The organism is uncultured Shewanella sp. (assembly GCF_947497935.1).
In the GTDB taxonomy this organism is placed as follows: Bacteria; Pseudomonadota; Gammaproteobacteria; order Enterobacterales; family Shewanellaceae; genus Shewanella.
The window spans coordinates 23,038-46,855 of record NZ_CANMIO010000019.1; the positions used below are offsets into that span (position 1 = coordinate 23,038).

A 23,818-nucleotide genomic window follows, 5' to 3' on the forward strand; every position below is an offset into this window, starting at 1 on the left:
GATCGCGGTTGAATATCGGTGTAACGAAGAACGGGAGAGTTGATTTGTATAATATTTCGAACAAAGCATTATCGAAATTAGCCTACATCCTGACAGTCACGTCAATACTAGCTATCAGCCTAATTCCCTTACAGAGTAAGGCTTTTTCAAGTTTGGAGAGTAGCCGAATAGGCCTTAATAGCGGCTTGGAAGAAGACATTATTTTAGCCTTACTTTTAGATCATCAAGACTTTATGTGGGTAGGCACTAAGAATGGGCTGTTTGTCTACGACGGCTACCAAGTACAAAAACATATCCCCCATCCCAGCACAGCAAATAGCCTTAGCGCGCTAGACATTCGCAATATTTATCAAAGTAGTGATCACACCATCTGGGTATCGACAAATAGTGGCGGCCTGAATAAGTATGAAGCAGGCAGCAATAGGTTTACCCATTTCCGCCACCAATCAGATAAGCCAAATAGTATCAGTAATGACAGTGTCTATGACGTTGTAGAAGGGTCTGATGGACACCTGTGGATTGCGACTCAAATAGGCTTAAACAGGTTAAACATCAGCACTGGAGAGATAACCCGCTTCTATCATGAAGCTAGCGATCCCACGTCATTACCCAATGATTATGTTTATAAGCTCTTCTTAGACAGCAAGCAGCGGTTGTGGCTTGGCACCATAGGGGCGGGACTCGCTTATTGGGACAGTGTGCAGCAAGCGTTTATTCAAGTCGCTCTGCCAGATGGCGGTCATGACGACATATTTGCCATCACAGAAGATACCAAGCAAACCCTTTGGCTTGGGAGTCGTAATGGCTTGCTAAAAATGAATCCCCAACGCGATAACGTTGAGCAGGTCTATTTAACGCCTTCTTCTACACCGCAGCCACTTATCATCAATCTTCACGTGACCCAAAAACATACCCTCGCGATTGGCACAAGTGGATACGGCCTTATGGTGTTAGATCTACTCAATGATCAATTGCTTAGTGGTCATGAAAAGCCACAAGCCGCTAAAGGAACCGCCACCAGCATAGTTGAAAACCGACAAGGCACGCTTTTTGTTGGCACTTGGGGCGCTGGAATACAGCGGATAGATCCTAAAGTCCCCTATGTGTCATTAATCACTAAACCCGATAATAAATCGCTCCCCGCCATTAGAAATATCAGCGCCCTTTACACAGACAAGCGCAATAACAAAACTTGGGTCGGCACATCAGGCACAGGTTTACATTGGTTAGATCAGTATTCAGGACAAATTATAAAGGTGGGCTCCTCTCTTCCACCGCATTTAATCGAAGGTGTACACAGCATCGCGCAGCTAACAAGTGGTCAACTTTATGTGGGTACATCGCAAGGCTTGTGGCAGTTATCGGCACAAGGCGAAACGTTAGCCTTCTTTAAACACGAACCCAGTAATCCAAATTCAATCGGCAAAGGTTATGTCAGAGTCATTGAACCCGCATTAGATGGCAACCTGTGGATTGGTGTAGGTGGCACAGGGCTACACCACTTCAATCCAAATACCGGAAAATTCACCGCCTACCGCCATGAGAGTGCCGATAAAGAATCCATAAGTGGCAATTACATCACCTCTCTGCTCGTCGATGGTGATGAGATCTGGGTAGGAACCCGCTCAAACGGCCTAAACCTATGCCAGACAAACAACTGGAGTTGCCAAAGATTTAAACCAAACTCTCAACTCGAACAGCCACTGAGCCATTTTTATATCACAGATCTCGCCATAGACAGCCAGCAACAAATTTGGGTGGGAACCGACGGTGGTGGCTTAAGTAAAATCGTCTTTGATAGCGACAATAAGGTGGAAGGATTCCAAGCCGTGAACGAGCGTCTTGGATTTGTGGGGCAAAGCATTATCTCGATAACACCTGAGCTAGATGGCAATTTGTGGCTAACAACAAAAAAAGGCATCTCTTTTTTTAACCCATCGCAACAGACAGTATTTAATTTAGCTGATGATCAACTTTTTCATGTCGGTAGTTTCTCACAAAATGCCCGCTCACAGAGTAGCGACTACAGCTACTTTGGTGCCATCAATGGTGTGATTAGTATTGAGCGTAACCAAATAATCACTCCTAAGCTCCCTGCCCCGATTAAGTTTACCAAAATTGAACATGAGTCTTTGCCCTTACCGCTGCTAAATGTTGGGATCCCGAGCGAGCTTGAGCTATCACTGCCTTGGGGCGAAGTCCTCACCTTAGAGTTTTCATTGTTAGATTTTTCCGAAAAGAGTCATGACTATCAATATCGCTTAACGCCATCAAGTCCATGGCAGACATTAAGCAACCGCAATCAGATGACATTCTTTAATCTAGACCCAGGTTTTCACCCGATTGAAGTCAGAGGCAAAGGTAATAATGGCCAGTGGAGTGCTCCCGCAAGGCTCAATGTTCAGATAGTGCCGCCCTGGTGGATGAAGACCTCGAACCGAATCGCATTTGTCTGCGTCATCATACTGATGTTTATTGCATTTCATAAAATGCGCCTTGCCCGTTGGAAAAAACACACGGCGCGACTACAGGCGCTACAAGAGCAGAAGCAAATTGCACTCGATGAAGTTAACCATCGCGAACAACAACTTAGCACCGCTTATCAAGGGCTTAGAAGTCTAGCAACCCAAATACAAAACGCTAAAGAAGAGGAACGAAAATCCATTTCGAGAGAATTACATGATCAGTTTGGGCAAACATTAACGGCAACAAAAATCAATCTTCAGCTCTATAAAAAGTTTAACTATCAAGAGCAAGAACGCATCGATTCCGCTATTTCAATTACTCATACGATGATCCAACAGATGCGCGCCATCTCTTTTAATTTACGCCCCGCACTCTTAGATGATGAAGGTCTCGTTGCCGGGGTTAAGCTTCAACTTGAAAAGATGTCAGCGTTAATCGCTAACCCAATCAAATTTAACGTTAGCAATGATTTTCCTATGGTTAATCAAGGGATCACTATTAACGTATTCAGGATCATTCAAGAGTCGGTCAATAACGCTATTCGACATGCAGAGGCCAATCAGATTTTTGTCAGCCTCCGCTTTCATCGTGAGCAGTTATTCATAGAAATAAAAGATGACGGCAAAGGGTTTGACGTCGATAACGTGAAACAAAATACCTTTAGTGGTATTCATCTGGGGCTGCTGGGTATGGAAGAGCGAGTACATTCGTTATCAGGAAAGTTGATACTTAACTCAAGTATCGGTAATGGTTCAATAATTAAGGTGGTGATCCCTAATGTCTGAAAAAATAACAATTATACTCGTCGACGACCATATATTAGTCCGAGCAGGGATCCGCAGTTTACTCGAGTCGATAGCCAATGTTGAAGTCATTCAAGAGTCTGGTGACGGCATAGAAGCCTTGTCGTTATTGCGAACCCACGAACCGACACTGTTGATTTTAGACATCTCTCTGCCCGGACTGAACGGACTGGAGGTTGCACGTAGTGTCACAAAGATGAAGACCAAGACAAAAATCTTGATGCTGTCGATGCACAGCGACGTTGAATACGTTGCAAAAGCCCTCACCATAGGCAGCCACGGTTACCTAATGAAAGAATCCGCCGTCGACGAACTCGAAACCGCTATTTCTACGTTGATCAGCGACAAACAATACATAGGAAAAAATATTGATCTGGAGATGGTCAGCAAACTAAGGGGAGATAACAATCAAGACAGCGACTTAATAAAACTGCTTACAAGCCGTCAAAGGCAGATCTTACAACAAATTGCCGAAGGTTTTTCAACAAGAGAGATAAGCGAACGCATGAACGTGAGCATTAAAACCGTTGAGACCCATCGCGCCCATATTATGTCCCGCCTTAATATATTTGATATTGCCGGACTCGTGCGATTTGCTCTTCGCGCCAAGCTTATTTGCCTTAATGAGGCGCCCCATTAACTCTGTTAGCGCTAAATCATTCCACATATCAACAATATATTTAACGCTAGTGATCTTTTAATTCCGCTAGCGATTTGCATTAACCATTGCCCTGCTTCTCCCTCAAATATTTTTGAATTCTCCATCATCATTGTTTGTACGCTTTAGTGCTTAGGTAAATATCAGGGATTCCCCGATAGTTTAGCCCGCTAAAGTTAGCTAGTTTGATTAAATGGCAGTCGATTTATACCCAAACGACTTGAACATGCAAGTTTCAGAGGCTTTGCGCGAGTTCAACTCTAGCGCATTAGCGTAGGAATGGTGACGCCCTTTTAAGCTAGTGCGACATCGAAGCGGGCTTGGGTAAATTACCAATGGCCAACTTTTGAAGCTTATCGGAAATATTCAATTAGACATATTTAATAAGAATCATAAATAAATGGAGTGTATTAATGAGAAAAACAACTAAAAGCCTTATCGCCTTAAGCATAGGCTTATCATTTGCAACTCAGGCCGCAGATCAACGCTATATCATCCAAGTCGATGAGGGGCACAAGGGATTAGTCAAAGCCTTAGCGAAAAAAGTGGGTGGCGAGCTTAACCTAGATGGTAACGGCTTTATCGCAGCGACATTTTCAGGAAAAGATTTAAGCACAGTCAAAGGCTTACTTAATAATCCACATGTGAAGCTAGTAGAAGAAGATCAACGCCGTGTGCCACTGTCGCTATACAGCGATGACATTGGCGATCCATCCGTCACCCAGTTAACACCTTATGCCGTTTATCAATCACAAGCTGACCAGCTCACACTAAACCCCAGTGCAGGAACTAAAGTGTGTGTGATTGACTCAGGACTAGACCGCTCAAATCCCGATTTTGTCTGGTCATCAATTACAGGTGACAGTGACTCAGGCACCGGAAACTGGGATGAACATGGTGGCCCCCATGGTACCCACGTAGCCGGTACCATAGGTGCAGCAGACAATGGCTTTGGTGTGGTTGGTATGGCACCCGGTGTTGAAATGCATATCATTAAAGTCTTCAATGCCAGTGGCTGGGGTTACTCATCTGACTTGGCCCACGCCGCGAACCTTTGTAGCGCAGCGGGTGCAAACATTATCAGCATGAGTCTAGGTGGTGGCCGAGCCAATGCGACCGAAGAAAATGCCTTTAAAACCTTTACCTCAGACGGCGGTCTTGTGGTCGCCGCAGCAGGTAACGACGGTAATAATGTCCGTACATTCCCTGCTGGCTACACCTCGGTGATGATGGTAGGCGCAAACGATGCAGACAACAATATTGCCGCATTTTCTCAATTTCCGGCTTGTTCGACCTTTTCTACTGGGCGCGGCAAGAAGAATAAAACAGAGATTATCGACGGCAGTTGCGTAGAGATCACCGCAGGCGGCGTCAGCACCCTATCGACATATCCACAAAGCATGGCGGTCAATTCCAACCTTGAAGCAGACGGACAAGCCCTCGCCTCATCGGCTATGGAGAACGCTGGCGAAGTGACTGGCGAGCCCTATTTTATGGGAACTGCCGAAGCAATCGACGCAAATGCCAATGGCAAAGTTTGTCTTATCGACCGAGGCAATATCTCTTTTCACGACAAGGTTAAAAACTGTGAAGCCTCGGGCGGTTTAGGCGCAGTTATCGTAAACAATGTCGATGGCATGCTATATGGAACACTGGGTGATGCCAATATCACCGACATTCCAGCAGTCGGCACCGCACTTGCCGACCGCGGCGCTCTACATGCAGCATCACAGATGACGGTTAAAATTGCCGCCGCAGATTATGGTTTCATGAGCGGAACCTCGATGGCCACGCCAGCGATTTCAGGCATGGCAGCGCTTTTATGGTCTAACCATAGCGGCTGTACTGGTAATGATATTCGTGAGGCACTCAAAGCCACAGCATTTGATGCCGGTGAACCAGGCCGAGATGATTACTTTGGTTATGGTATCGCCAAGGTCGCCGACGCCAGCGCTTACTTAAACAACATGGGCTGTAACACCACTGCGCCGTTAGAAGATATCGAGCTCAGCGCTACAACATCATTTTCGAAAGGAAAAGATAGAGTTAGTTTGACATGGTCAGGCGCTAGCGCCACACGAGTCGATGTTTATCGCAACGGCCTTATCCAAACCACAACCAGCAATGACGGCAGCCACGTAGACACATTACGAAATGCCTACGGCATGTACACTTACAGTGTATGTGATGCCGGCACAAACCACTGCTCTAGCAATGTAAGCGTCACCTTTTAATTTATTTGATTGAACTTGCTAGCCGCTAACAATCAACATAAATAGCCTAAAAAGCCGCATTAGCGGCTTTTTTATTGCGCGTACCTTTATCATCACTCTCTTCAATAAAGCCCAGCACTTCGTAGTGAGAGTTGCAAATTTAGCAGAAGCCACATCTCACAATATTTTCTGCGCTCATGTGATAACTAAGAATATGATAACCAAAGGATATGCTTACCAATGGAGCTTACTCGTTTTTGGACAAAAGCTATTCACCACGGCGAATATGGTGAAGCCATGCGCTAATAAGCGAGAGCTAGGGATAGCGAACTGGCCGTTTAACACGGATGTTAATGGAACACTGAGGACACGAAGAGAGGCAATAATTCGCAGTAAGCTCAGATGTCGCAACTTCTGTAGAACGCTGTAAAGCCGTCCTTGGCCGCTCTGCGGTTTCATCCTTGAAATCGAAGCCCACAGTCGTACCGACATCTGAATCATCATCTTTCCGAATTAGTTCTCCCAGATGTTACAAACTCATTTGTGGACAGAAATGCGTAAGTACAAAGGGTCTAAAGCTGGGTCGTGGGATAAGAAAAAGTATGGCAATCAAATAAAGTTTACTCTGACCCCACATATCCTAAGTACTGTAATATGGGATATTTAACTGAATCGAAGCAAAAACACCAAGTATTCCCCCCCCCCACAAGCACTTAACTATACGCACAGACAATCCCCACGCCGCCTAAACTTGATTGCGCGTTTTTAAATTGCTATCATCCTCGAAAATCAAGCGGGGATCAAAAGTAATGAGCGAACATAGACTATCAATTAGCGGTAAAAACATAAGCATTGATGAATACGTAACACCTGACTTTGCTCGAAAAATCATTGCATTATTGTATTCTGACAGTTCAGTTATAGTTGATATCCCTCAAGGCGCCGCGCAAGATCACCCAAAGGACAAAATAGAAAAAACGCCAATAGCAAAGGTTCTTACAACGAGCGATAGCAAAAGCGACTTTACTACCTTCTGTGAAAAACATGATGTACGCAGATACTGCGAAGTTGCTCTCGCAGTAGGCGTATATTTAGCGTCGAAAGGACGAGAGTCATTTGATATCAAAGACTACCGAAAGTTATTTCTTGAACATAAAGGCTCAAACCCTACTAATGCACCTTCAAATATTGAGTGGGCTTTAAATAACAACTGGATAGCCCAAATTGACACACAAAACTATAAAGTAACCCCTTCAGGTCGACGAGTACTAAATGAAAATTTCCCTGACTCGGTTCGGGGTTCAACTCGCGGAAAACCTAAGAAAAAAGTATAGTAATTCGTTAGAGGGGGAGTCCCCCCCTTTCTTATAAGCAGCACCAGTGTATAACGCCTCAAACAAACAACAAACTCCTCTCTTCAGGCTTAATAAACCTGTACACCGATATGAGGTAAACTCTCCTTAATATAGAACGGTGTAAAAATAATGAAGACTCAACCAACTTACTCAACAGAATTTAAAATTGATGTAGCTAACCTTGTTATTAATCAAGGCTATACCATTCGTGAAGCCTGTCAGGCTACCGGTGTAGGCCCAACAGCAATGAGACGTTGGGTTATCCAACTAAAGCAAGAATTTGAAGGTATTACTCCACCTGCCAACGCTATGACTCCAGAGCAAAGGCGCATTCAAGAGCTTGAAGCTCAAATTAAGAAAATTGAATGGGAGAAAGACATCTTAAAAAAGCTACCGCTCTCTTAATGCAAGACAGCATCAAACGATAGCGTTGATTGAATCGTTATCGAGAGAGCAAAACAGTGGTAAACCACTTTGTGACTTATTTGAAATTCCGAGAAGCAGCTATCATTATCACCTAAAACACCGTGAATTAATAAAACCAGAACGTGAGTTATTACTCAAAAAAGCGATTGATATACATAGTGATAGTCGCGGCTCTGCGGGAGCAAGAACGATAGCAGGTCAACTTAATCAACTGGGTGAAAATGTTGGCCGTTATAAGGCCGCAAGTTTAATTAGAGATGCTGGGCTTATCAGTAGCCAGCAATAATTACATGACACCAACAGCCGCTGAAACGGCTGTATAAATACCTATCCCCTGTTAGTGTACAGTTTTAGTTGACTACATCACTTAGTAGAGGAGCCTATATTGAACAATTCTGGCTCTCTTCGTTATTAATAGATGGTATTTCAAGTCTATTTTCTATTCATTAACTGTGTTTTGTGGGAATATTCTTTTATTAAGTAATTCAGTCATCCTTAAATCACCATTAATTATCTTTTTCTTTTTTGGCCGAACTAATCCCTTAATATATTTTTCACCAATTCTTGCTATTTTTCCCGTTGCAATACCAGATACCGAGAAAACTAGTTTAACTGGTTGTCGAAATCTAGTGTGCTGTGCGCACATATCATCACAAGTGTAATGAGAAACCATCCTCCTCTGAAGATCGCTAGTCATTCCAGTGTAATATGATCCATCACTGCATTCTAGAATATAAATCGAAAACATCTTTCTACTTTCCATGAAATTACCTACAAATAAAACGTATAGCCCTAAATAAGATGCAACGTAGGACACCTGGATTTAGTTGTTAGAGCTGCTACTTTCTAGCATTGCCCCGAATTCATTCCAGTTAGTTAACACTACTTGCTGCTATAATTTTGATAGGAAGTCAATTGATTGCCCAACAAAGCCTGCCGCTGTATTGATTCCTTAAACGCTTGCATTAACTTCAATGTGCATAGAACCATGACCATAGTTATGGTGAGCCCGAGTTTTATAGTGCTCGTTAGCTTTTTACATTCTATCCAGAAGCGGAACAAATCCATTAAAATTGATACTGTCTTTTTTTTTACGACTCTAGGTGCAAAATCATTTTCACGTAATCGTAATTTAACGTGCCATCCACAATAAATCTGTCAGTCGTTCGTCTAAGTAACACCAGCGAGTTTTGCAAGATATATCTTAGCACGTGGTGTAAGGTTAATTTTACCCTTTGGGTTTTGTATCTTAGTTATCAGCTCTCTAGCTATCACTGTATCCATTTCGAATACAAACCTTGTTGCATCAACTTCTTTTTTCGGTGTCGATGACCAGCGCTTTTTATTCCAAAACTCTAGGTTTTGATCTTTTGGCACGATTAAGTGTAAATGCTTAATTGCTCTTGTTATCGCTACATAAAATAAACGTCTTTCTTCTTTTAAATCATCATGTTTTTTGGTTGCTAAATCTCCTAACTTCGTTTGGGTTGATGATTCATTGCTTAACCCCGGATAAACTTTATCATTTAAACCTATGAGAATAACGTTACTCCACTCTAGGCCTTTTGAACCATGCATAGTCGTTAAATGGAAGCGAACATCATCTTCTTGGTGTTCTTTAGGTACTATTAATGTAGATAATAAATCACCTACAGTAATTTCAAAGGTATCCAAAAGCTGCTCCATAACACTAATACCCCGTAATTGGTCGTTTGACTCTCTACGTAAAATGGTTGATTCGCTTACATTTGAAAATAAATCTTTATCGTTAAAATCTCTGTATAAATCTGATGATTTATCTTCAGATTTATATGACTTATTTATCGCTTGAATGGAGTTGAACAGTTTACAGTTAACACTCTGACTTAATATTCCTTTATCTTTTATTATCTCTAGAAACTGCTCACTATTTCTGGCTGTTTCCTCCGTTATTTCATTTAACATCCCTTTTGGTAATCTGAAGCCAAGTTGCTTCATAAAGTTCTTTATTAGAGGCTTAATATTCTTAATAGGAAATAGCTTTCTAAAATCGCCATCGATAGCTAAACACATTAGTAGAGTAAATAACGTAATCTCTGGTCTGGTCACTAACTTTTGTTGAGTAGTTTTCGTGTTGTAAGGCAATTTAAGTATCTTAAGGATAATTTCAGGTGCAATTAGATCAGCATTAGATCTTGCTATTATTGCAGTAGAATAATTTGTAGAACTTTTCTCACATAGTTGAAGGAGTTCTATCAAATCCCCCCCCTGATGAATTGACACTTCTGTATCAGAATTATTAGGATGACTAATACAAAAACTACTATTTGAATCTTTGTTCTTACTAATAACGGAGTTAGCTATATAAGCCAATTGGTGCCCATACCTAAATGTACATGAAAGGTTGAAAACAGTGCTCTTTTTAAAGTCTCTCTCAAATATCCCTTCAATGAAATCTGGACGACTTCCACGCCACTTATAAATGCATTGGTTAACGTCTCCGACAACCATCACACTGGTGTACTCTGTAGTTAGGCTCTTAATTAGTTCATTCTGAATGTAATTAACATCTTGATATTCATCGACTATAATATGTGTTAATTCTGGTATTGGAAATTGATTAGAACGAAGCAATTGAACAGCTTCAATCAGGGAGTCATCAAAGGTTCTTAGGTTATATTGCTCTAATAGTTCACAATACTTTCTGTAAGCACGCTTGTTGATGGCATCGACTTCTTTATAGTTTGGGTCATGCTCTAAGTCATCAGCTGTCAAGTTTTCTAAACGCCAATTTGAAATGTTTAACTCTAACTTTTCAACTTCATTATTATCAAGGTAGCGACTTTCAATTTGCTTTCCGTAGAAATAGCACTCTCTCAATAATTCTTGGTATTTATGGTCTTCTGGCCTGACAAGTGATTTTCGTTTTATTAATTTGGATTGTTGTGCTTCCTTAATCAACTTAAGGGCATAGCTGTTAAATGTTTTTACTTCAGGCGAATTTGGTACATTATATTTTATGATTGCTACTTTTAACTTCTCTTGAAAGCTTACTTGTGCTGCTTTGTTGTACATGAGGATGAGTATATTTTCAGGTGCAATGCCTCTACTTATTAAATACTTAACGCGCATAATCAATGTGGTGGTTTTCCCACTTCCTGGAACAGCTCTTACCAGAGCGTGACCATCGATATGCTTTACTATTTTTTGTTGTTCTAAAGTTAAGCTCTTACTCATACTTCGACTACTTCATAATTCTTACAAACTTTAGCTTCTGTATAAGGCACAGCAGTGTTTTTTTCTAAGCAACTAATTTTTCCATCATTCCATTCAGAAATATTGATACACTTTAAACAATTAGAAAAAATATTTTGTGGGTCCATATCTCTCACTAGCGTAACTATTTTTTTAGTCTTAATACGTTTATCTAAATTCGCTGACCAACAGCTACTCTGCGAAAGATCTTCTTCAGTCAAATGAGCAAATGACTTAACAACCTTATTTAGCCTTCCACTGGGACTCAAGGACCAAATTTCAAAGAGAAGTGTAGAATAGCGGCAGTTATTGTGGCACTTTTGGACAGATTTGTCTTTTACACTGAAGTTATATAAGGAAATGTTTAAATCACTGAATGAAAAGTCAGACTCTTGGATATACTTAATATCATTTTCATCCTTCACTGATATTTCAACGATTGGAACACCAGAAGCTATTTTTTCTTCCGTACATTTATGAGTAACAAAAATTTCTACATAACATAGACGATCATTGTCTAAATTAGACAGCATGACATCTGGCGTAAAGCCGGTTCTCTTGTCGTACTTTTCTAAAGAGGCTTGACTAAATAATTTTTTAAGGTTGTATTTGGCTTCAATAACATTTGTACAGCTAGTGCTTATATCCAGTAAGAATTTCTTCTTTCTACTTTCACAAGATATAGCTCTTTCCAAAACAAGCACTATAGGGTTGCAAGTCTCATTAAACCGACTATAGAAAGCGTTTTTTGCGGCATTGTGAAGGTAAGTTTCATAACTACATGTCGCTTGATTATGACGAAAATGATGAATGTTTACAGAACCTTTAACGGCAACCATCTCACCACAACAACCAGGGCAAGTATATGAATCATGTTTTACAACATTTAGTATGTGGGTCAGAACACCTGCATAGTCAATCGCATAAGCATGTTGGGCAGAAGAAACTTCCATTTATCACTCTTCCGAGAACTATCTATTTCTTTTGAAGCTAATCTTTTCATTAAACACGGTTTTTATCAACTGTGTCAGTTACTAAAAACAAATTAACCGAGGTAGCATTATTAACTAGCTCATTAAGCTATCAACCCTTAACCCACTTCCAATCAATACCTAAAACTCAATAAGTCAGATCAACCTCGCCACCACCATTTAAAAACTCAAACTCCCTTCCCGCTAGCCACAATGGCGAATCACCTTGGTGCGCTAGCTGATATGCCCATGCGGTAATGGCTTCTGAACGTGAACTATCACAAATAAAATATTGGCTGAGTTCTGATGTGATTTGTGCAGCGTTGTTTATGATGTTTTGTTCATACCAGCGTTCTTTATGGCGCTGGGCAGCGAGATGATCCCGTTTGGCGTTGTTGCAGCTGCGGTGTGCCAATACAAAGTTGTGGCCGAGATCGTTTGGATATCGCGCCCACGGGATAAAGTGATCAACCTCGGCTGCATTGCTGCCATCGTTTTTCAGCGGCTTATTACAGTAAAAGCATTTACCTTGTTGGATCTCGGTAAGTAACGGTCTAGCACTGATAATTGAGCTGCGATCACAACCGAATAAAAATTCGGATAAGTTGCCTTTGCCGCCAAGCGCGTTGAAGTTTGCAGGAAATGCGCTGACTTTCTGTGTCCAATGACTTCTTGATAGAGACACAACGAGATCGTAAAAACGCCTAAAGCAAAAAGCGATGCCAGGTTTAAGCACAATATGCTTTTGCGATTTGTCGTGGTTGTAGTAAAAGCACTCTTCTTTACCCGCAAGCAACTGTAATCGCCAGAGTGGGCCTTGTTTGAAGGTGCTGCGGGTCTTGCTAACTAACTTATTCCAGCCTGCATGCTGTTTTAACTGACCAAGGGTACGTATACCTTGCTGGCGAAATGCCGCTAAGTCTTGTACCAATGCCGATTGGCCGCCAGAGTTTTGCAAAAGAACAAATGCTTCAACACCCACGCCGTTATACGGTAAAGAGTGTTGCCAATACAGTTCGATAAACTTCACCACTAACTCGTTTATGGTTATCACACTGTCTAATGCATCGTGCAGGTTGGCGGTAACATCACTGTGCAGTGGTCGCTCGATACAGATATCAGCTAAGGCGTGCAGTAAGGCAAACTTATAGGTTGCGGTAAACTCGCCTTCGACTAACAAACGCTGCAAATAACTAATAAAGCTAACTTGAGTTTGTGCATCAACTTGTTGAGATAAAGACTCTCTCATGACTGTTCACCCGTCGATTGCATCTCAATAGCGTTACCCAGCTTGTTTACCTTTTGCAGTACCAGCGTTTCCCAGTAAACCTTGTTGTCTCGACCCAGCTTATCTTTTTCAGCTTTGACGCTATCGATAATCGTTAGTTTTAGGCCGTCATCACTCAGGTCTAGGCATAACGTTTCTAGCTCTTGAATACTCACCTGATGCATCTCTCGCTCATCACCACTTGGACCGTGACGTAAGGTGATAATCAACTTGCCTTGAGGTTCAAGTAATTGGGCTAAACGTGTGAGCGCTTGCAGCCTTTGTGATTCAGGAATGTGCATCCAAACAGCGCTAAGTAAAATAAGCTTAAAATGCAGATTGGCTTGGTTAAGATCAGATATTTCACTTAACGTATTAAGCGCCGGGAGTGAGTCCTGTATCCAAGTGACGTTAAGATCTTGAGTTAAGCTTTTGCCTATTGCAGCTAATTCGCTTGCGGGCTCTATGGCATAGACAGCAACACTTTGCTGGCTTGTTGCTTGCTCTGCTAGATATTTAACATCACGGCCGGAGCCTGCGCCAATATCCAGCACATTAATACTTGCGGAATACGCCTTAGGATCGGTTGAAGCTGATGGAGAGCTGGTGTGATAGCTGGTATTAGAAGAGCCGTGAGAACTGGCATGAGAACTACTGTGAGAAACGAAGACATCAGATAAATGCGCGATCCATGACTCGTGCACTAGCTCAAATGAAGTTGATTGATACTGGGCAGCAAGTTTAGTCGCATGGGTATTATAAAAGCTGGCAGTGTCTTGCTGTTTGGCTATAGAAACCACTAATACATTCCTTTGTATTGCGCCTTTTTCTTGGTTGTTCGATTGTTATTAGGCGCTTATTTAATCCAAATAAATTATCATACTCAGTGAGTTAAAAGAACATCTAGATCATATATTTAAAGCGAAATAGTATGATTGAGGTCACGATAAACAAATCCTTCGTTTAGCTAAACCTCAAACTATAGTTCTTTAAAAAAGCTCTTTAAAAGAGTTCTGTAAAAGAGCCATTTAAAAAAGTTCTTTTAAAGCAGCTCTTTGCGCTCGCTGATGCACTCGTAAGATCCCATCTCAAACAGGCGGCAGATCCATGGGCGGTTCTCATAAATGGTGCACATTAAGGTGTCTCTATCGACTGCGGAGCACCAGCCATCATCTAGGCGCAACATGGTTTCGGCGCCATATTCGTCAACGGTGATGTGTTCATCAGGTACCCCGGTATCTGTCACTATCATCACTTCTAAACGGCAACAACAGGCCTGGCAGTTTGAGCAGGTGATCTCAGAGTTGATTACGGGATCGGATATCTCTTTTACGTCAATGTTCATAAACAGCAGTATTAAATTTAATGGCCGCTAGGATACGCTAAAACTGTAGCTTTCACGACTATTTTGCTCTCTATCGCTTTTAACGCAAAGAACCCAGCTTTGGCTGAGTTCTTAGTTTTTGCTTTTTGATTATTGCTTTTGCTTTGGATCAGGTTTGAGCTTAACTTAGCCGCATTCGATTCAGCATTCGATTCAACATTCGATTCAATATTGGCCAAATTGAGTTGACCACTACAGAAGCCTTGATTAAAGGGTGCGGCCTTACAAGATTAAAACGTATCGCTAGGCACTCTCACCCAACCTTCCATTAGTACGCGGGCGCTGCGGCTCATAACGGCTTTATTGACTTGCCACTCAGCATTAACTTGGCTCGCCTCTGCGCCGACTTTAAGTGTGCCAGAGGGATGACCAAAGGTGACAAAACCAGGGTTAACCGCATTACTCTGCCCCTCACCTGCTGCCAAGCTGACTAACGTGCCAGGGATCGCTGCAGCGGTACCTATGGCTACCGCTGCAGTGCCCATCATGGCATGGTGTAGCTTGCCCATAGACAGGGCGCGTACATTTAAGTCGATAGTGTTTTTATCAATCGCTTTACCGCTAGATGAGATGTAATCAATGGCCGCAGCCACTATCGCCACTTTTGGCGTGTGTTGGCGGTTAGCTGCTTCGTCGATATGATTAATCAACCCCATCTGTACTGCACCATGAGCGCGGATGGTTTCAAACATGGCAAGCGCCTTTGCATCACCGTTAATGGCATCTTGTAGCTCTGCGCCGCTGTAACCGAGTTCTGAAGCATTAATAAACACGGTTGGAATACCCGCGTTGATCATGGTGGCTTGCAAGGTGCCGCTTGGCACAACCTCTGTTGGCACTTGTAAGTCATCAATCAGGTTCCCCGTCGGGAACATGGCACCGTTGCCATCTGCAGGATCTAAAAACTCAACTTGTACCTCTGCTGCAGCGAACGTGACGCCATCTAACTCGAAATCACCCGTTTCTTGCACTTCGCCATTTGTCATAGGCACATGAGCAATAATGGTTTTTTGTATGTTTTTTTGCCAAATACGTACCACAGCAATGCCATTTTCAGGCACGCGGCTGCTGTCGACTAAGCCGTTACTGATGGCAAACGAGCCGACCGCAGCGGTTAAGTTGCCGCAGTTACCGCTCCAATCAACAAAAGGCCTGTCGATGGCCACTTGGCCAAAAAGATAATCCACATCGTGGTCGCTCTTGTCACTCTTGGCGAGGATCACCGTTTTGCTGGTACTCGATGTTGCGCCGCCCATGCCGTCAGTTTGTTTACCGTAAGGATCTGGGCTGCCAATGACTCTAAGCAGCAGTGCATCACGTGCAGGTCCTGCTACCTGCGCATCAGCAGGTAAATCGGTTAAATTAAAAAATACCCCTTTACTGGTACCGCCACGCATATAGGTGGCCGGCACTTTGATTTGCGGGGCAAATGTTGCTTTTGAATCTGTTGATGTGGTCATGTGTTTTACCTTGTCAATCCGTAATGCCTAGTCATTTCAACGTTAAATGGGTCCGAGAACAATGATAATGCGCTCGGTAGCTCCTTTAATTAGCTCCCGCACTGACTCTCGTTGCCAAAATATAAAGTGTGAAATTGAGTTGACGGTATTGCTGACTATATGAGCTTTGGTGGCATGGATGCCACCGTAGAGCCTACAAGGATGTACTTGCGGCGTTTCATATAGATTGCAATACCGTCTTACAACGTTTGTAGCTCAATATTCCTTCAAATTTGGCGATAAGGACTCTCAATCCGCTTAAGGCTCATGTTGAAGACACTTTACTACGTTGAAGACTCTTTACTACGTTGAGGACTCTTCATTACGTTGAAGACTCTAAAAAGTCTTGGGCGAAGCGCTGGAGTATGCCGCCCGCTTCGTAGATAGAGACTTCTTCTGCGGTGTCGAGTCGACACTTAACTGGGATCTCAACGGTTTCGCCATTGCGCCTTGTCATGATCACCGTCAACAATGCGCCTGGCGTTCGCTCGCCAATCACATCGTAGGTTTCGGTTCCATCAATTTGATAGGTATGGCGGTTATCACCATTAGTGAATTCAAGCGGCAATACGCCCATACCTACAAGGTTGGTACGGTGAATACGCTCGAATCCTTCTGCCACTATCACCTCAACACCGGCAAGGCGAACCCCTTTTGCGGCCCAATCTCGACTAGAGCCTTGACCGTAATCGGCGCCAGCAATAATGATCAGCGGCTGTTTACGCTCCATGTAGGTTTCAATCGCTTCCCACATGCGTGATTCAACACCTTCTGGCTCGATGCGGGCAAAAGAGCCCTGCTTAACCTCGACTTCACCATTGCGACCGAGCTTAGTCACCATTTCATTAAATAGCTTAGGGTTAGCAAAGGTGGCTCGCTGCGCCGTTAAGTGATCGCCGCGGTGGGTAGCGTAGGAGTTAAAGTCCACTTCTGGTAAGCCCATTTTATCTAAATAAGCGCCAGCCGCACTATCGAGCATAATTGCGTTTGATGGCGATAGATGGTCGGTGGTGATGTTGTCACCCAGTACCGCTAATGGGCGCATGCCTTTCATGGTGCGCTCGCCCGCTAATGCGCCTTCCCAATAAGGTGGACGACGAATATAGGTGCTCTGTGGACGCCACGCATATTGTGGGTCATTGTTAGAACCGTATTCAACTTTAATGTCGAACATAGGCTCATACACTTTACGAAACTGTTCTGGCTTAACACTTTGCGCAATGACGGCATCGATCTCTTCATCAGATGGCCACAGATCTTTAAGCAAAATGTCGTTGCCGTTACTGTCTTGCCCAAGCGCATCCTTTTCAATATCGAAGCGGATGGTACCCGCTATCGCATAGGCAACTACTAATGGCGGCGATGCAAGGAAGGCTTGCTTAGCGTAGGGGTGAATGCGGCCATCGAAGTTGCGGTTTCCGCTGAGCACAGCCGTGGCATAAAGATCGCGGTCGACAACCTCTTGTTGAATAACAGGATCCAGTGCGCCGCTCATGCCGTTACAGGTCGTACAGGCAAAACCGACAATACCAAAGCCTAGCGCTTCAAGTTCGGGCAATAGGTTAGCATCTTCCAAATACAGCTGAACCGCTTTAGATCCCGGAGCTAATGAAGTTTTAACCCATGGCTTACGGGTTAGACCTTTTGCGTTAGCGTTGCGTGCAAGCAGGCCTGCGGCAATCACGTTACGCGGATTAGAGGTATTGGTGCAACTGGTGATAGCGGCGATGATACAAGCACCATCGGGCATTAAACCTGCTTCCTCTTCAGCTTTGTTAGCAAAGGGGGCACTAATACCTTTTGCGGCAAGATCTGAGGTGGCGACGCGGCGATGGGGATTTGATGGACCAGCAATGTTACGGCCAACACTTGATAAGTCAAAACGCAGCACGCGCTCATACTCAGCGTGTTCTAACGTGTCAGCCCATAGACCTGCTTGCTTGGCATAAGTTTCGACTAGCTTAACTTGCTTGTCGTCACGACCTGTTAGCTTTAAGTAATCGATAGTCTTGTCATCGATATAGAACATGGCCGCTGTAGCGCCAAATTCAGGCGTCATGTTTGAAATGGTCGCGCGATCGCCAAGGGTTAGGTTGGCAGCCCCCTCGCCGAAGAACTCTAGATAAGTCGAGACGACTTTTTCATTGCGCAGGAACTCGGTAATAGCCAGTACGATATCGGTTGCTGTAATGCCGCTTTGACGCTGACCCACCAGCTCAACACCCACAATATCAGGTAGGCGCATATAGGATGGGCGGCCTAGCATCACGCTTTCAGCCTCTAATCCACCAACACCGATGGCGATAACGCCTAGTGCGTCAACATGGGGGGTATGGCTGTCGGTGCCGACTAAGGTATCTGGAAAGGCTACGCCGTCTCGGGCTTGTACCACTGGCGACATTTTCTCAAGATTAATTTGATGCATGATGCCGTTACCCGGCTGGATCACATCGATATTTTCAAAGGCCGTTTTGGTCCAGTTGATAAAGTGAAATCTATCTTCGTTACGTCTGTCTTCTATGGCGCGGTTTTTCTCAAAGGCATCTTTTTCAAAGCCAGCGTGCTCAACAGCAAGTGAGTGATCCACAATCAACTGCGTGGGAACTACAGGGTTTACTTTTGATGGGTCGCCGCCCTTTTCAGCAATGGCGTCACGTAGGCCTGCTAAGTCAACCAGTGCGGTTTGGCCAAGAATGTCGTGACACACCACGCGCGCAGGATACCAAGGGAAATCTAAATCGCGTTTACGATAGATAATTTGGCTTAGGCAATCATTAAGTGACTCAGGGCTACAGCGGCGTACTAGGTTTTCGGCGTACACACGGGAGCTGTATGGCAACTTTGCATAGCTACCTGGGCTGATGGCATTAACGGCGGCTTCGGTGTCAAAAAAGTCTAATTCGGTACCGGCTAAAGCTTTACGGTATTGGGTATTCATAGGATTCATAACGCATTCCCGTTTAAATATGGTGTTTAACTCTAAGAGCAAGGTTCTAGATGCTAGGGCGTTCGCAAGCTCACTTCTAGGACGCTACGCGGCTAGAGCGGGCTAATACCTCTTAAAAGAAGCCCTTCTATACAATCAAAAGCACACTCAATAGCCTAAGCAGTGATGCTGTTATCCTTTGACTGTATAGGATCTAGCAGGAGCGCAGCGACGCTCTCGCCGCGACCTTATCTATGTTTTAGTCGCGTTCTAGCTTCTATCTCTCACTAATAGGTGTCACCTTGCGTGGCTCGCTACCCGTATAGTCTGCACTAGGGCGAATAATACGGTTATTTGAGCGCTGCTCCATCACGTGCGCTGCCCAGCCAGTCAGGCGTGAACAGACGAAGATAGGCGTGAACAACTTAGTTGGAATACCCATAAAATGGTAAGCCGACGCGTGGAAGAAGTCTGCATTACAGAACAGCTTCTTGCTGTCCCACATAAACTCTTCACAGGCTACCGAGATGTCATACAGTGAGCTGTCACCAAATTCAGCCCCAAGCTTTTTAGACCAGGCTTTAATGATAACGTTGCGTGGGTCTGACTCGCGGTAGATCGCATGACCAAAGCCCATAATTTTTTCTTTACGCTCAAGCATGCCTGCCATCTGCTCTTTGGCATCCTGTGGTGAAGTGAATTTTTGGATCATATCCATAGCCGCTTCGTTTGCGCCGCCATGCAGTGGGCCACGAAGTGTACCGATGGCACCTGTGATACAAGAGAACATGTCTGACAGGGTTGACGCACAGACGCGGGCAGTAAAGGTTGATGCGTTAAACTCATGCTCGGCATACAGAATTAACGACACATCCATCACACGGCGGTGTAGATCCGATGGCGCTTTGCCATTGAGTAGATGCAGGAAGTGACCACCGATAGAATCTTCATCTGTAATGCAGTCGATTTCTACTCCTTCGTGAGAGAATTTATACCAGTAACACATGATGGCAGGAAACGCGGCTAACAAGCGGTTAGCGGCTTTATTCTGCTCGCTAAAGTCGTTCTCAGGCTCTAGGTTACCTAGAAATGAGCAACCAGTGCGCATCACATCCATTGGGTGGGCATCGGCTGGAATACGCTGAAGAACCTCTTTCAGGGCTTGAGGAAGATCGCGCTGGGCAAACAGTTCCGTTTTGTAGTGATCCAGCTGTGTTTGATTTGGCAATTCGCCGTTAAATAGCAAGTATGCGACTTCTTCAAACGTGGCGTTATCTGCCAAGTCAGATACATCGTAACCACAGTAGGTCAGACCCGAACCTGATTTACCGACTGTACAAAGGGCGGTCTCACCGGCACTTTGACCACGAAGGCCTGCGCCACCTAACTTCTTATCAACTGCTTTTTTTGAAACCTCTGTCTTATCAACCATTACTGTCTTCCTTCTATTTGTTTCCCGTCAGCTTTAAGGCTTTGGATAATTTTTATATTTATATTGGCGCGCTATTCCTTAACGCTTCCGCTTGTAAACTCGTATGGTTTACTTTGTAAGGTACTGCTTGTTTTGCTGGGTCTAGCTTATTGATGGATGAGCTAAACCTTAATCGTTTAAAAAGCTGATTACAGATTCTTACCTTCTGAGAACAACTTATCTAGCTTCTGCTCGTAATCGTGGTATCCCAAGTAATCGTATAGGTCCATACGAGTTTGCATTGAATCCACCACAGCTTTTTGGTCGCCATTTTCTAAAATAGAGGTGTACACCATTTCGGCTGCTTTATTCATGGCTCTAAAGGCACTCAGTGGATAAAGCACCATAGAAGCGCCCCACTCGCCTAACAGCTCCTTGTTCCACAGTTCGGTTTGACCAAACTCGGTAATGTTGGCAAGAATTGGTACATCGAGAGCGTCGCTAAACGCGCGGTAATGCTCTTCGGTTTTCACTGCTTCGGCAAAAATACCGTCTGCGCCTGCTGCCACATAAGCCTTAGCACGGGCAATCGCCGCCTCTAAACCTTCTTGGGCGAAAGAGTCGGTACGGGCCATGATGAAAAAGTCTGGATCAGTACGAGCATCAACCGCAGCTTTAATGCGATCTACCATCTCTTCGGTGGTGACAATCTCTTTGTTAGGACGATGGCCACAACGCTTTTGCGCAACTTGATCTTCCATGTGTACCGCTGCTGCGCCGGCTTTTTCCATATCACGAATGGTTTTAGCAATGTTAAACGCGCCGCCCCAACCAGTGTCGATATCCACCATTAGCGGTAAGTCACAGGCTGAGGTGATGCGCTGCACATCGACTATCACATCATTTAGTGATGTCATGCCAAGATCTGGTAATCCATAAGAGGCGTTTGCCACCCCGCCACCTGATAGATATATGGCTTGATGACCAATTTTCTTTGCCATCATGGCTGAGTAGGCATTAATGGTGCCGACAATCTGTAGGGGCTTGTTAGCGGCTAACGCTTCGCGAAACTTCTTACCTGCGCTCATGTGTTGTTCCTTATGTTTATCGACCATTTATTTTGCTGCTATTGCTTTACATTTCAGCTACTGCAACAAACAAAGCAATGGTGATGTTTCTACTGTCAATTGTTTATGTTTTTAACTATTCGTCTGCTTAGTTTTTTCAACTACTTGTTGCCAAAAGCTTGTTTTCGATACTGTTCTTTGAGTACAAGATATGGCGCCGCATCAACATTTCGGCGAGTTCAGCATCGCGATTACAGATGGCTTGTACTATGTGTTTATGTTCATCAAATGCGGTAGTGACACGGGGCCCTGTCATCCCAAGCTGTACACGATACATGCGCACCAAGTGATAAATGCCATCGAGCAACATAGAGATAAGATGTTTATTTTTACAGCCCAAGATAATGCGGTAGTGGAAGTCGACGTCTCCCGCCTCTTGATAATATGACTGACCGGATTTAACTTCGTTAAAGTGGCTATTGAGCAAAGCTTGCAGATCCAAGATTTCTTGATCGGACATATTTAACGCCGCGAGTCTGGCCGCCATCCCCTCGAGTGACTCCCGCACCTGATAAAGCTCAAGTAACCCTTCGGCACTGAGACTGACGACTCTTGCGCCGACATTGGCTTTACGTTCAACCAAGTGGCTGGCTTCAAGGCGATTAATGGCTTCACGGACAACCGCTCGGCTAACGGCATATTTTGTCGACAACTCTGTTTCACTTAGCTTTGAGCCCTGCAACACCTCGCCTTCTACGATCGCTTTTCGCAGTTGGAAAAAGGTTTTATCGGCTGTTGTTACTGGCTGTTCGCTAAAAAATGTCATTATCAAACACAATATTAGTTTTTAATTGATTGTCGACAATCTAGCCAGTTAAACATCAATAGTCAACATATAGCCAACAAATTGTCGACAAAGTAGAAGTAAAGTCTAAGAGACAGTTAATCAGCATCTGTAGAATTTAGTCGCTAAATATTTACAGAATTTTGCTTAAGCGCTGCTGTTTTTACCAAGATAAACCATGGTATTTGAGTTAGATATTAAGTAGGCGTCAGTGCAGTGTGCACGCCCGAATTTTATACCATGAGTTTACGGGCTCGTTTAAAGAATGGTTTAAAAACTATGCTAGTCTGGGAGCACAAGCAGCAGGTTAAGCAATTAAAACAGGGGCAAACGATGGCAATGTTAATTCTTAATGGCAAAAAAGCAGGTTTAGCGCAGATCAGAGAGTCTGTTATGGCACTGCGTGCTCAAGGCCATACTCTTGAAGTGCGCTGCACTTGGGAAAGTGGTGATGTAAAACGCTTTGTCAACGAGGCTATCGAACTTAACATCACACGCGTAATCGCAGGTGGCGGCGATGGCACGGTTAACGAAGTCGCAGTGGCTATTATGCAGTTAGCAATGAAAACACCATCGGCTATAGAACTTGCCATATTACCCTTGGGCACTGCCAATGACTTTGCTACAGCCTGCCAAATTCCCACTGAAATAGAGGCCGCTTTAGCCTTGGCAGTCACTGGTAACGCCAAGAGTATCGACATGGCGCAAGCTAACGATAATTACTTTATCAATGTGGCATCTGCAGGTTTTGGCGCGCAAGTTACGGTTGATACCCCTGTCGAATTAAAAGATCTGCTAGGCGGCCAAGCCTATTTTATCTCTGGCTTAGTGCAAGCTCTTAACTTTAGCCCTTATCAAGGGCAGATCTCTGCAACTTTAGCTAACGGTGACAAAATAGATTTACAGGGTGAAGGTTTGCTTGGTGCTATTTGCAATGGCCGATTAGCGGGTGGCGGACAAAATTTGGCACCTAATGCCTTACTTAATGATGGGTTACTGGATGTATTTTTGGTTAAGCATTTTCCAACATCGGCATTAAAACATGTTGTTGACGAACTTAAACAACCTATAGTCAATGGCGAGTTCGTTAATCGCTTTCAGGTCACCGAAATTATCTTAGATTCAGAGCAAGCTTTACCGGTTAATTTAGACGGCGAGCCGACCGCCGCTTTACAGCACAAAATAACAGTCTTGCCTAATGCAATAAAGCTTGTTTGTCCAGATAATTGTCCAGTGATTCAGTAAGCATTAATGTAATGGCTTTATATAAAAATGCAGTGCTCAAGCACTGCAT

The 23,818-nt window shown here is 43.9% G+C and carries 18 protein-coding genes; 7 read left to right on the forward strand and 11 right to left on the reverse strand.

Features of this window, described 5'->3' with window-relative positions:
• The first annotated feature begins 152 nt into the window (after positions 1 to 152).
• The 6 genes from Q1A86_RS17385 to Q1A86_RS17410 all read left to right on the forward strand — a co-directional run bounded on the left by Q1A86_RS17385 (position 153) and on the right by Q1A86_RS17410 (position 8,207).
• A complete protein-coding gene (locus tag Q1A86_RS17385; protein WP_299809378.1) occupies positions 153 to 3,251 on the forward strand; it encodes a two-component regulator propeller domain-containing protein in 3,099 nt (1,032 codons plus the stop codon).
• The gene (locus Q1A86_RS17390; RefSeq protein ID WP_299809381.1) at positions 3,244 to 3,909 is read left to right on the forward strand and encodes a response regulator transcription factor; all 666 of its coding nucleotides are present in this window, start codon (positions 3,244 to 3,246) and stop codon (positions 3,907 to 3,909) included. Before Q1A86_RS17385 ends, Q1A86_RS17390 begins: the two co-directional genes overlap by 8 nt.
• Before the next feature lie 431 nt (positions 3,910 to 4,340).
• Positions 4,341 to 6,161 carry a S8 family serine peptidase gene (locus tag Q1A86_RS17395; RefSeq protein WP_299809384.1) on the forward strand — a complete coding sequence of 607 codons (1,821 nt, stop codon included), beginning with the start codon at positions 4,341 to 4,343 and terminating at the stop codon, positions 6,159 to 6,161.
• Positions 6,162 to 6,949: 788 nt separating this feature from the next.
• Complete coding sequence (locus tag Q1A86_RS17400; protein WP_299809387.1) at positions 6,950 to 7,474, forward strand: hypothetical protein; 525 nt, start codon at positions 6,950 to 6,952, stop codon at positions 7,472 to 7,474.
• Positions 7,475 to 7,624: 150 nt separating this feature from the next.
• A complete protein-coding gene (locus Q1A86_RS17405) occupies positions 7,625 to 7,900 on the forward strand; it encodes a transposase (protein ID WP_299809389.1) in 276 nt (91 codons plus the stop codon).
• Between the two features lie 25 nt (positions 7,901 to 7,925).
• Complete coding sequence (locus Q1A86_RS17410; protein WP_299809391.1) at positions 7,926 to 8,207, forward strand: IS3 family transposase; 282 nt, start codon at positions 7,926 to 7,928, stop codon at positions 8,205 to 8,207.
• Positions 8,208 to 8,360: 153 nt separating this feature from the next.
• Here Q1A86_RS17410 and Q1A86_RS17415 read toward each other — a convergent pair whose 3' ends face one another.
• From Q1A86_RS17415 to Q1A86_RS17465, 11 genes are all read right to left on the reverse strand, one after another.
• Complete coding sequence (locus tag Q1A86_RS17415; protein WP_299809394.1) at positions 8,361 to 8,684, reverse strand: GIY-YIG nuclease family protein; 324 nt, start codon at positions 8,682 to 8,684, stop codon at positions 8,361 to 8,363.
• Positions 8,685 to 9,091: 407 nt separating this feature from the next.
• Positions 9,092 to 11,137: an ATP-dependent helicase gene (locus Q1A86_RS17420; RefSeq protein WP_299809397.1), complete on the reverse strand. Its 2,046-nt coding sequence runs from the start codon at positions 11,135 to 11,137 to the stop codon at positions 9,092 to 9,094.
• Entirely contained in the window at positions 11,134 to 12,108 is a 975-nt protein-coding gene (locus Q1A86_RS17425; protein ID WP_299809400.1) for a hypothetical protein, read from the reverse strand. Before Q1A86_RS17425 ends, Q1A86_RS17420 begins: the two co-directional genes overlap by 4 nt.
• Before the next feature lie 166 nt (positions 12,109 to 12,274).
• Positions 12,275 to 13,375, reverse strand: coding sequence for an HNH endonuclease (locus Q1A86_RS17430; protein WP_299809403.1), 1,101 nt, complete (start codon positions 13,373 to 13,375; stop codon positions 12,275 to 12,277).
• On the reverse strand, positions 13,372 to 14,193 hold the full coding sequence (locus Q1A86_RS17435; RefSeq protein WP_299809406.1) for a bifunctional 2-polyprenyl-6-hydroxyphenol methylase/3-demethylubiquinol 3-O-methyltransferase UbiG: 822 nt from the start codon (positions 14,191 to 14,193) through the stop codon (positions 13,372 to 13,374). The genes Q1A86_RS17430 and Q1A86_RS17435 overlap by 4 nt, the downstream gene beginning before the upstream one ends.
• Before the next feature lie 242 nt (positions 14,194 to 14,435).
• On the reverse strand, positions 14,436 to 14,738 hold the full coding sequence (locus Q1A86_RS17440) for a YkgJ family cysteine cluster protein (RefSeq protein ID WP_299809409.1): 303 nt from the start codon (positions 14,736 to 14,738) through the stop codon (positions 14,436 to 14,438).
• A gap of 269 nt (positions 14,739 to 15,007) precedes the next feature.
• Positions 15,008 to 16,237, reverse strand: a complete 1,230-nt coding sequence (gene prpF / locus Q1A86_RS17445; RefSeq protein WP_299809411.1) for a 2-methylaconitate cis-trans isomerase PrpF — start codon at positions 16,235 to 16,237, stop codon at positions 15,008 to 15,010.
• A 361-nt stretch (positions 16,238 to 16,598) separates the two neighbouring features.
• A complete protein-coding gene (gene acnD / locus Q1A86_RS17450) occupies positions 16,599 to 19,214 on the reverse strand; it encodes a Fe/S-dependent 2-methylisocitrate dehydratase AcnD (protein ID WP_299809510.1) in 2,616 nt (871 codons plus the stop codon).
• Positions 19,215 to 19,479: 265 nt separating this feature from the next.
• Positions 19,480 to 20,634, reverse strand: coding sequence for a 2-methylcitrate synthase (prpC, locus tag Q1A86_RS17455; RefSeq protein ID WP_299809413.1), 1,155 nt, complete (start codon positions 20,632 to 20,634; stop codon positions 19,480 to 19,482).
• A 188-nt stretch (positions 20,635 to 20,822) separates the two neighbouring features.
• A complete protein-coding gene (gene prpB / locus Q1A86_RS17460) occupies positions 20,823 to 21,701 on the reverse strand; it encodes a methylisocitrate lyase (RefSeq protein ID WP_299809415.1) in 879 nt (292 codons plus the stop codon).
• A 136-nt stretch (positions 21,702 to 21,837) separates the two neighbouring features.
• On the reverse strand, positions 21,838 to 22,506 hold the full coding sequence (locus tag Q1A86_RS17465) for a GntR family transcriptional regulator (RefSeq protein ID WP_299809417.1): 669 nt from the start codon (positions 22,504 to 22,506) through the stop codon (positions 21,838 to 21,840).
• A gap of 351 nt (positions 22,507 to 22,857) precedes the next feature.
• On the opposite strand from Q1A86_RS17465, the gene yegS reads away from it, so the two are divergent.
• Positions 22,858 to 23,769 (forward strand): lipid kinase YegS, encoded by a 912-nt coding sequence (yegS, locus tag Q1A86_RS17470; RefSeq protein ID WP_299809419.1) that lies wholly within the window; start codon positions 22,858 to 22,860, stop codon positions 23,767 to 23,769.
• The last annotated feature ends 49 nt before the right edge of the window (positions 23,770 to 23,818 follow it).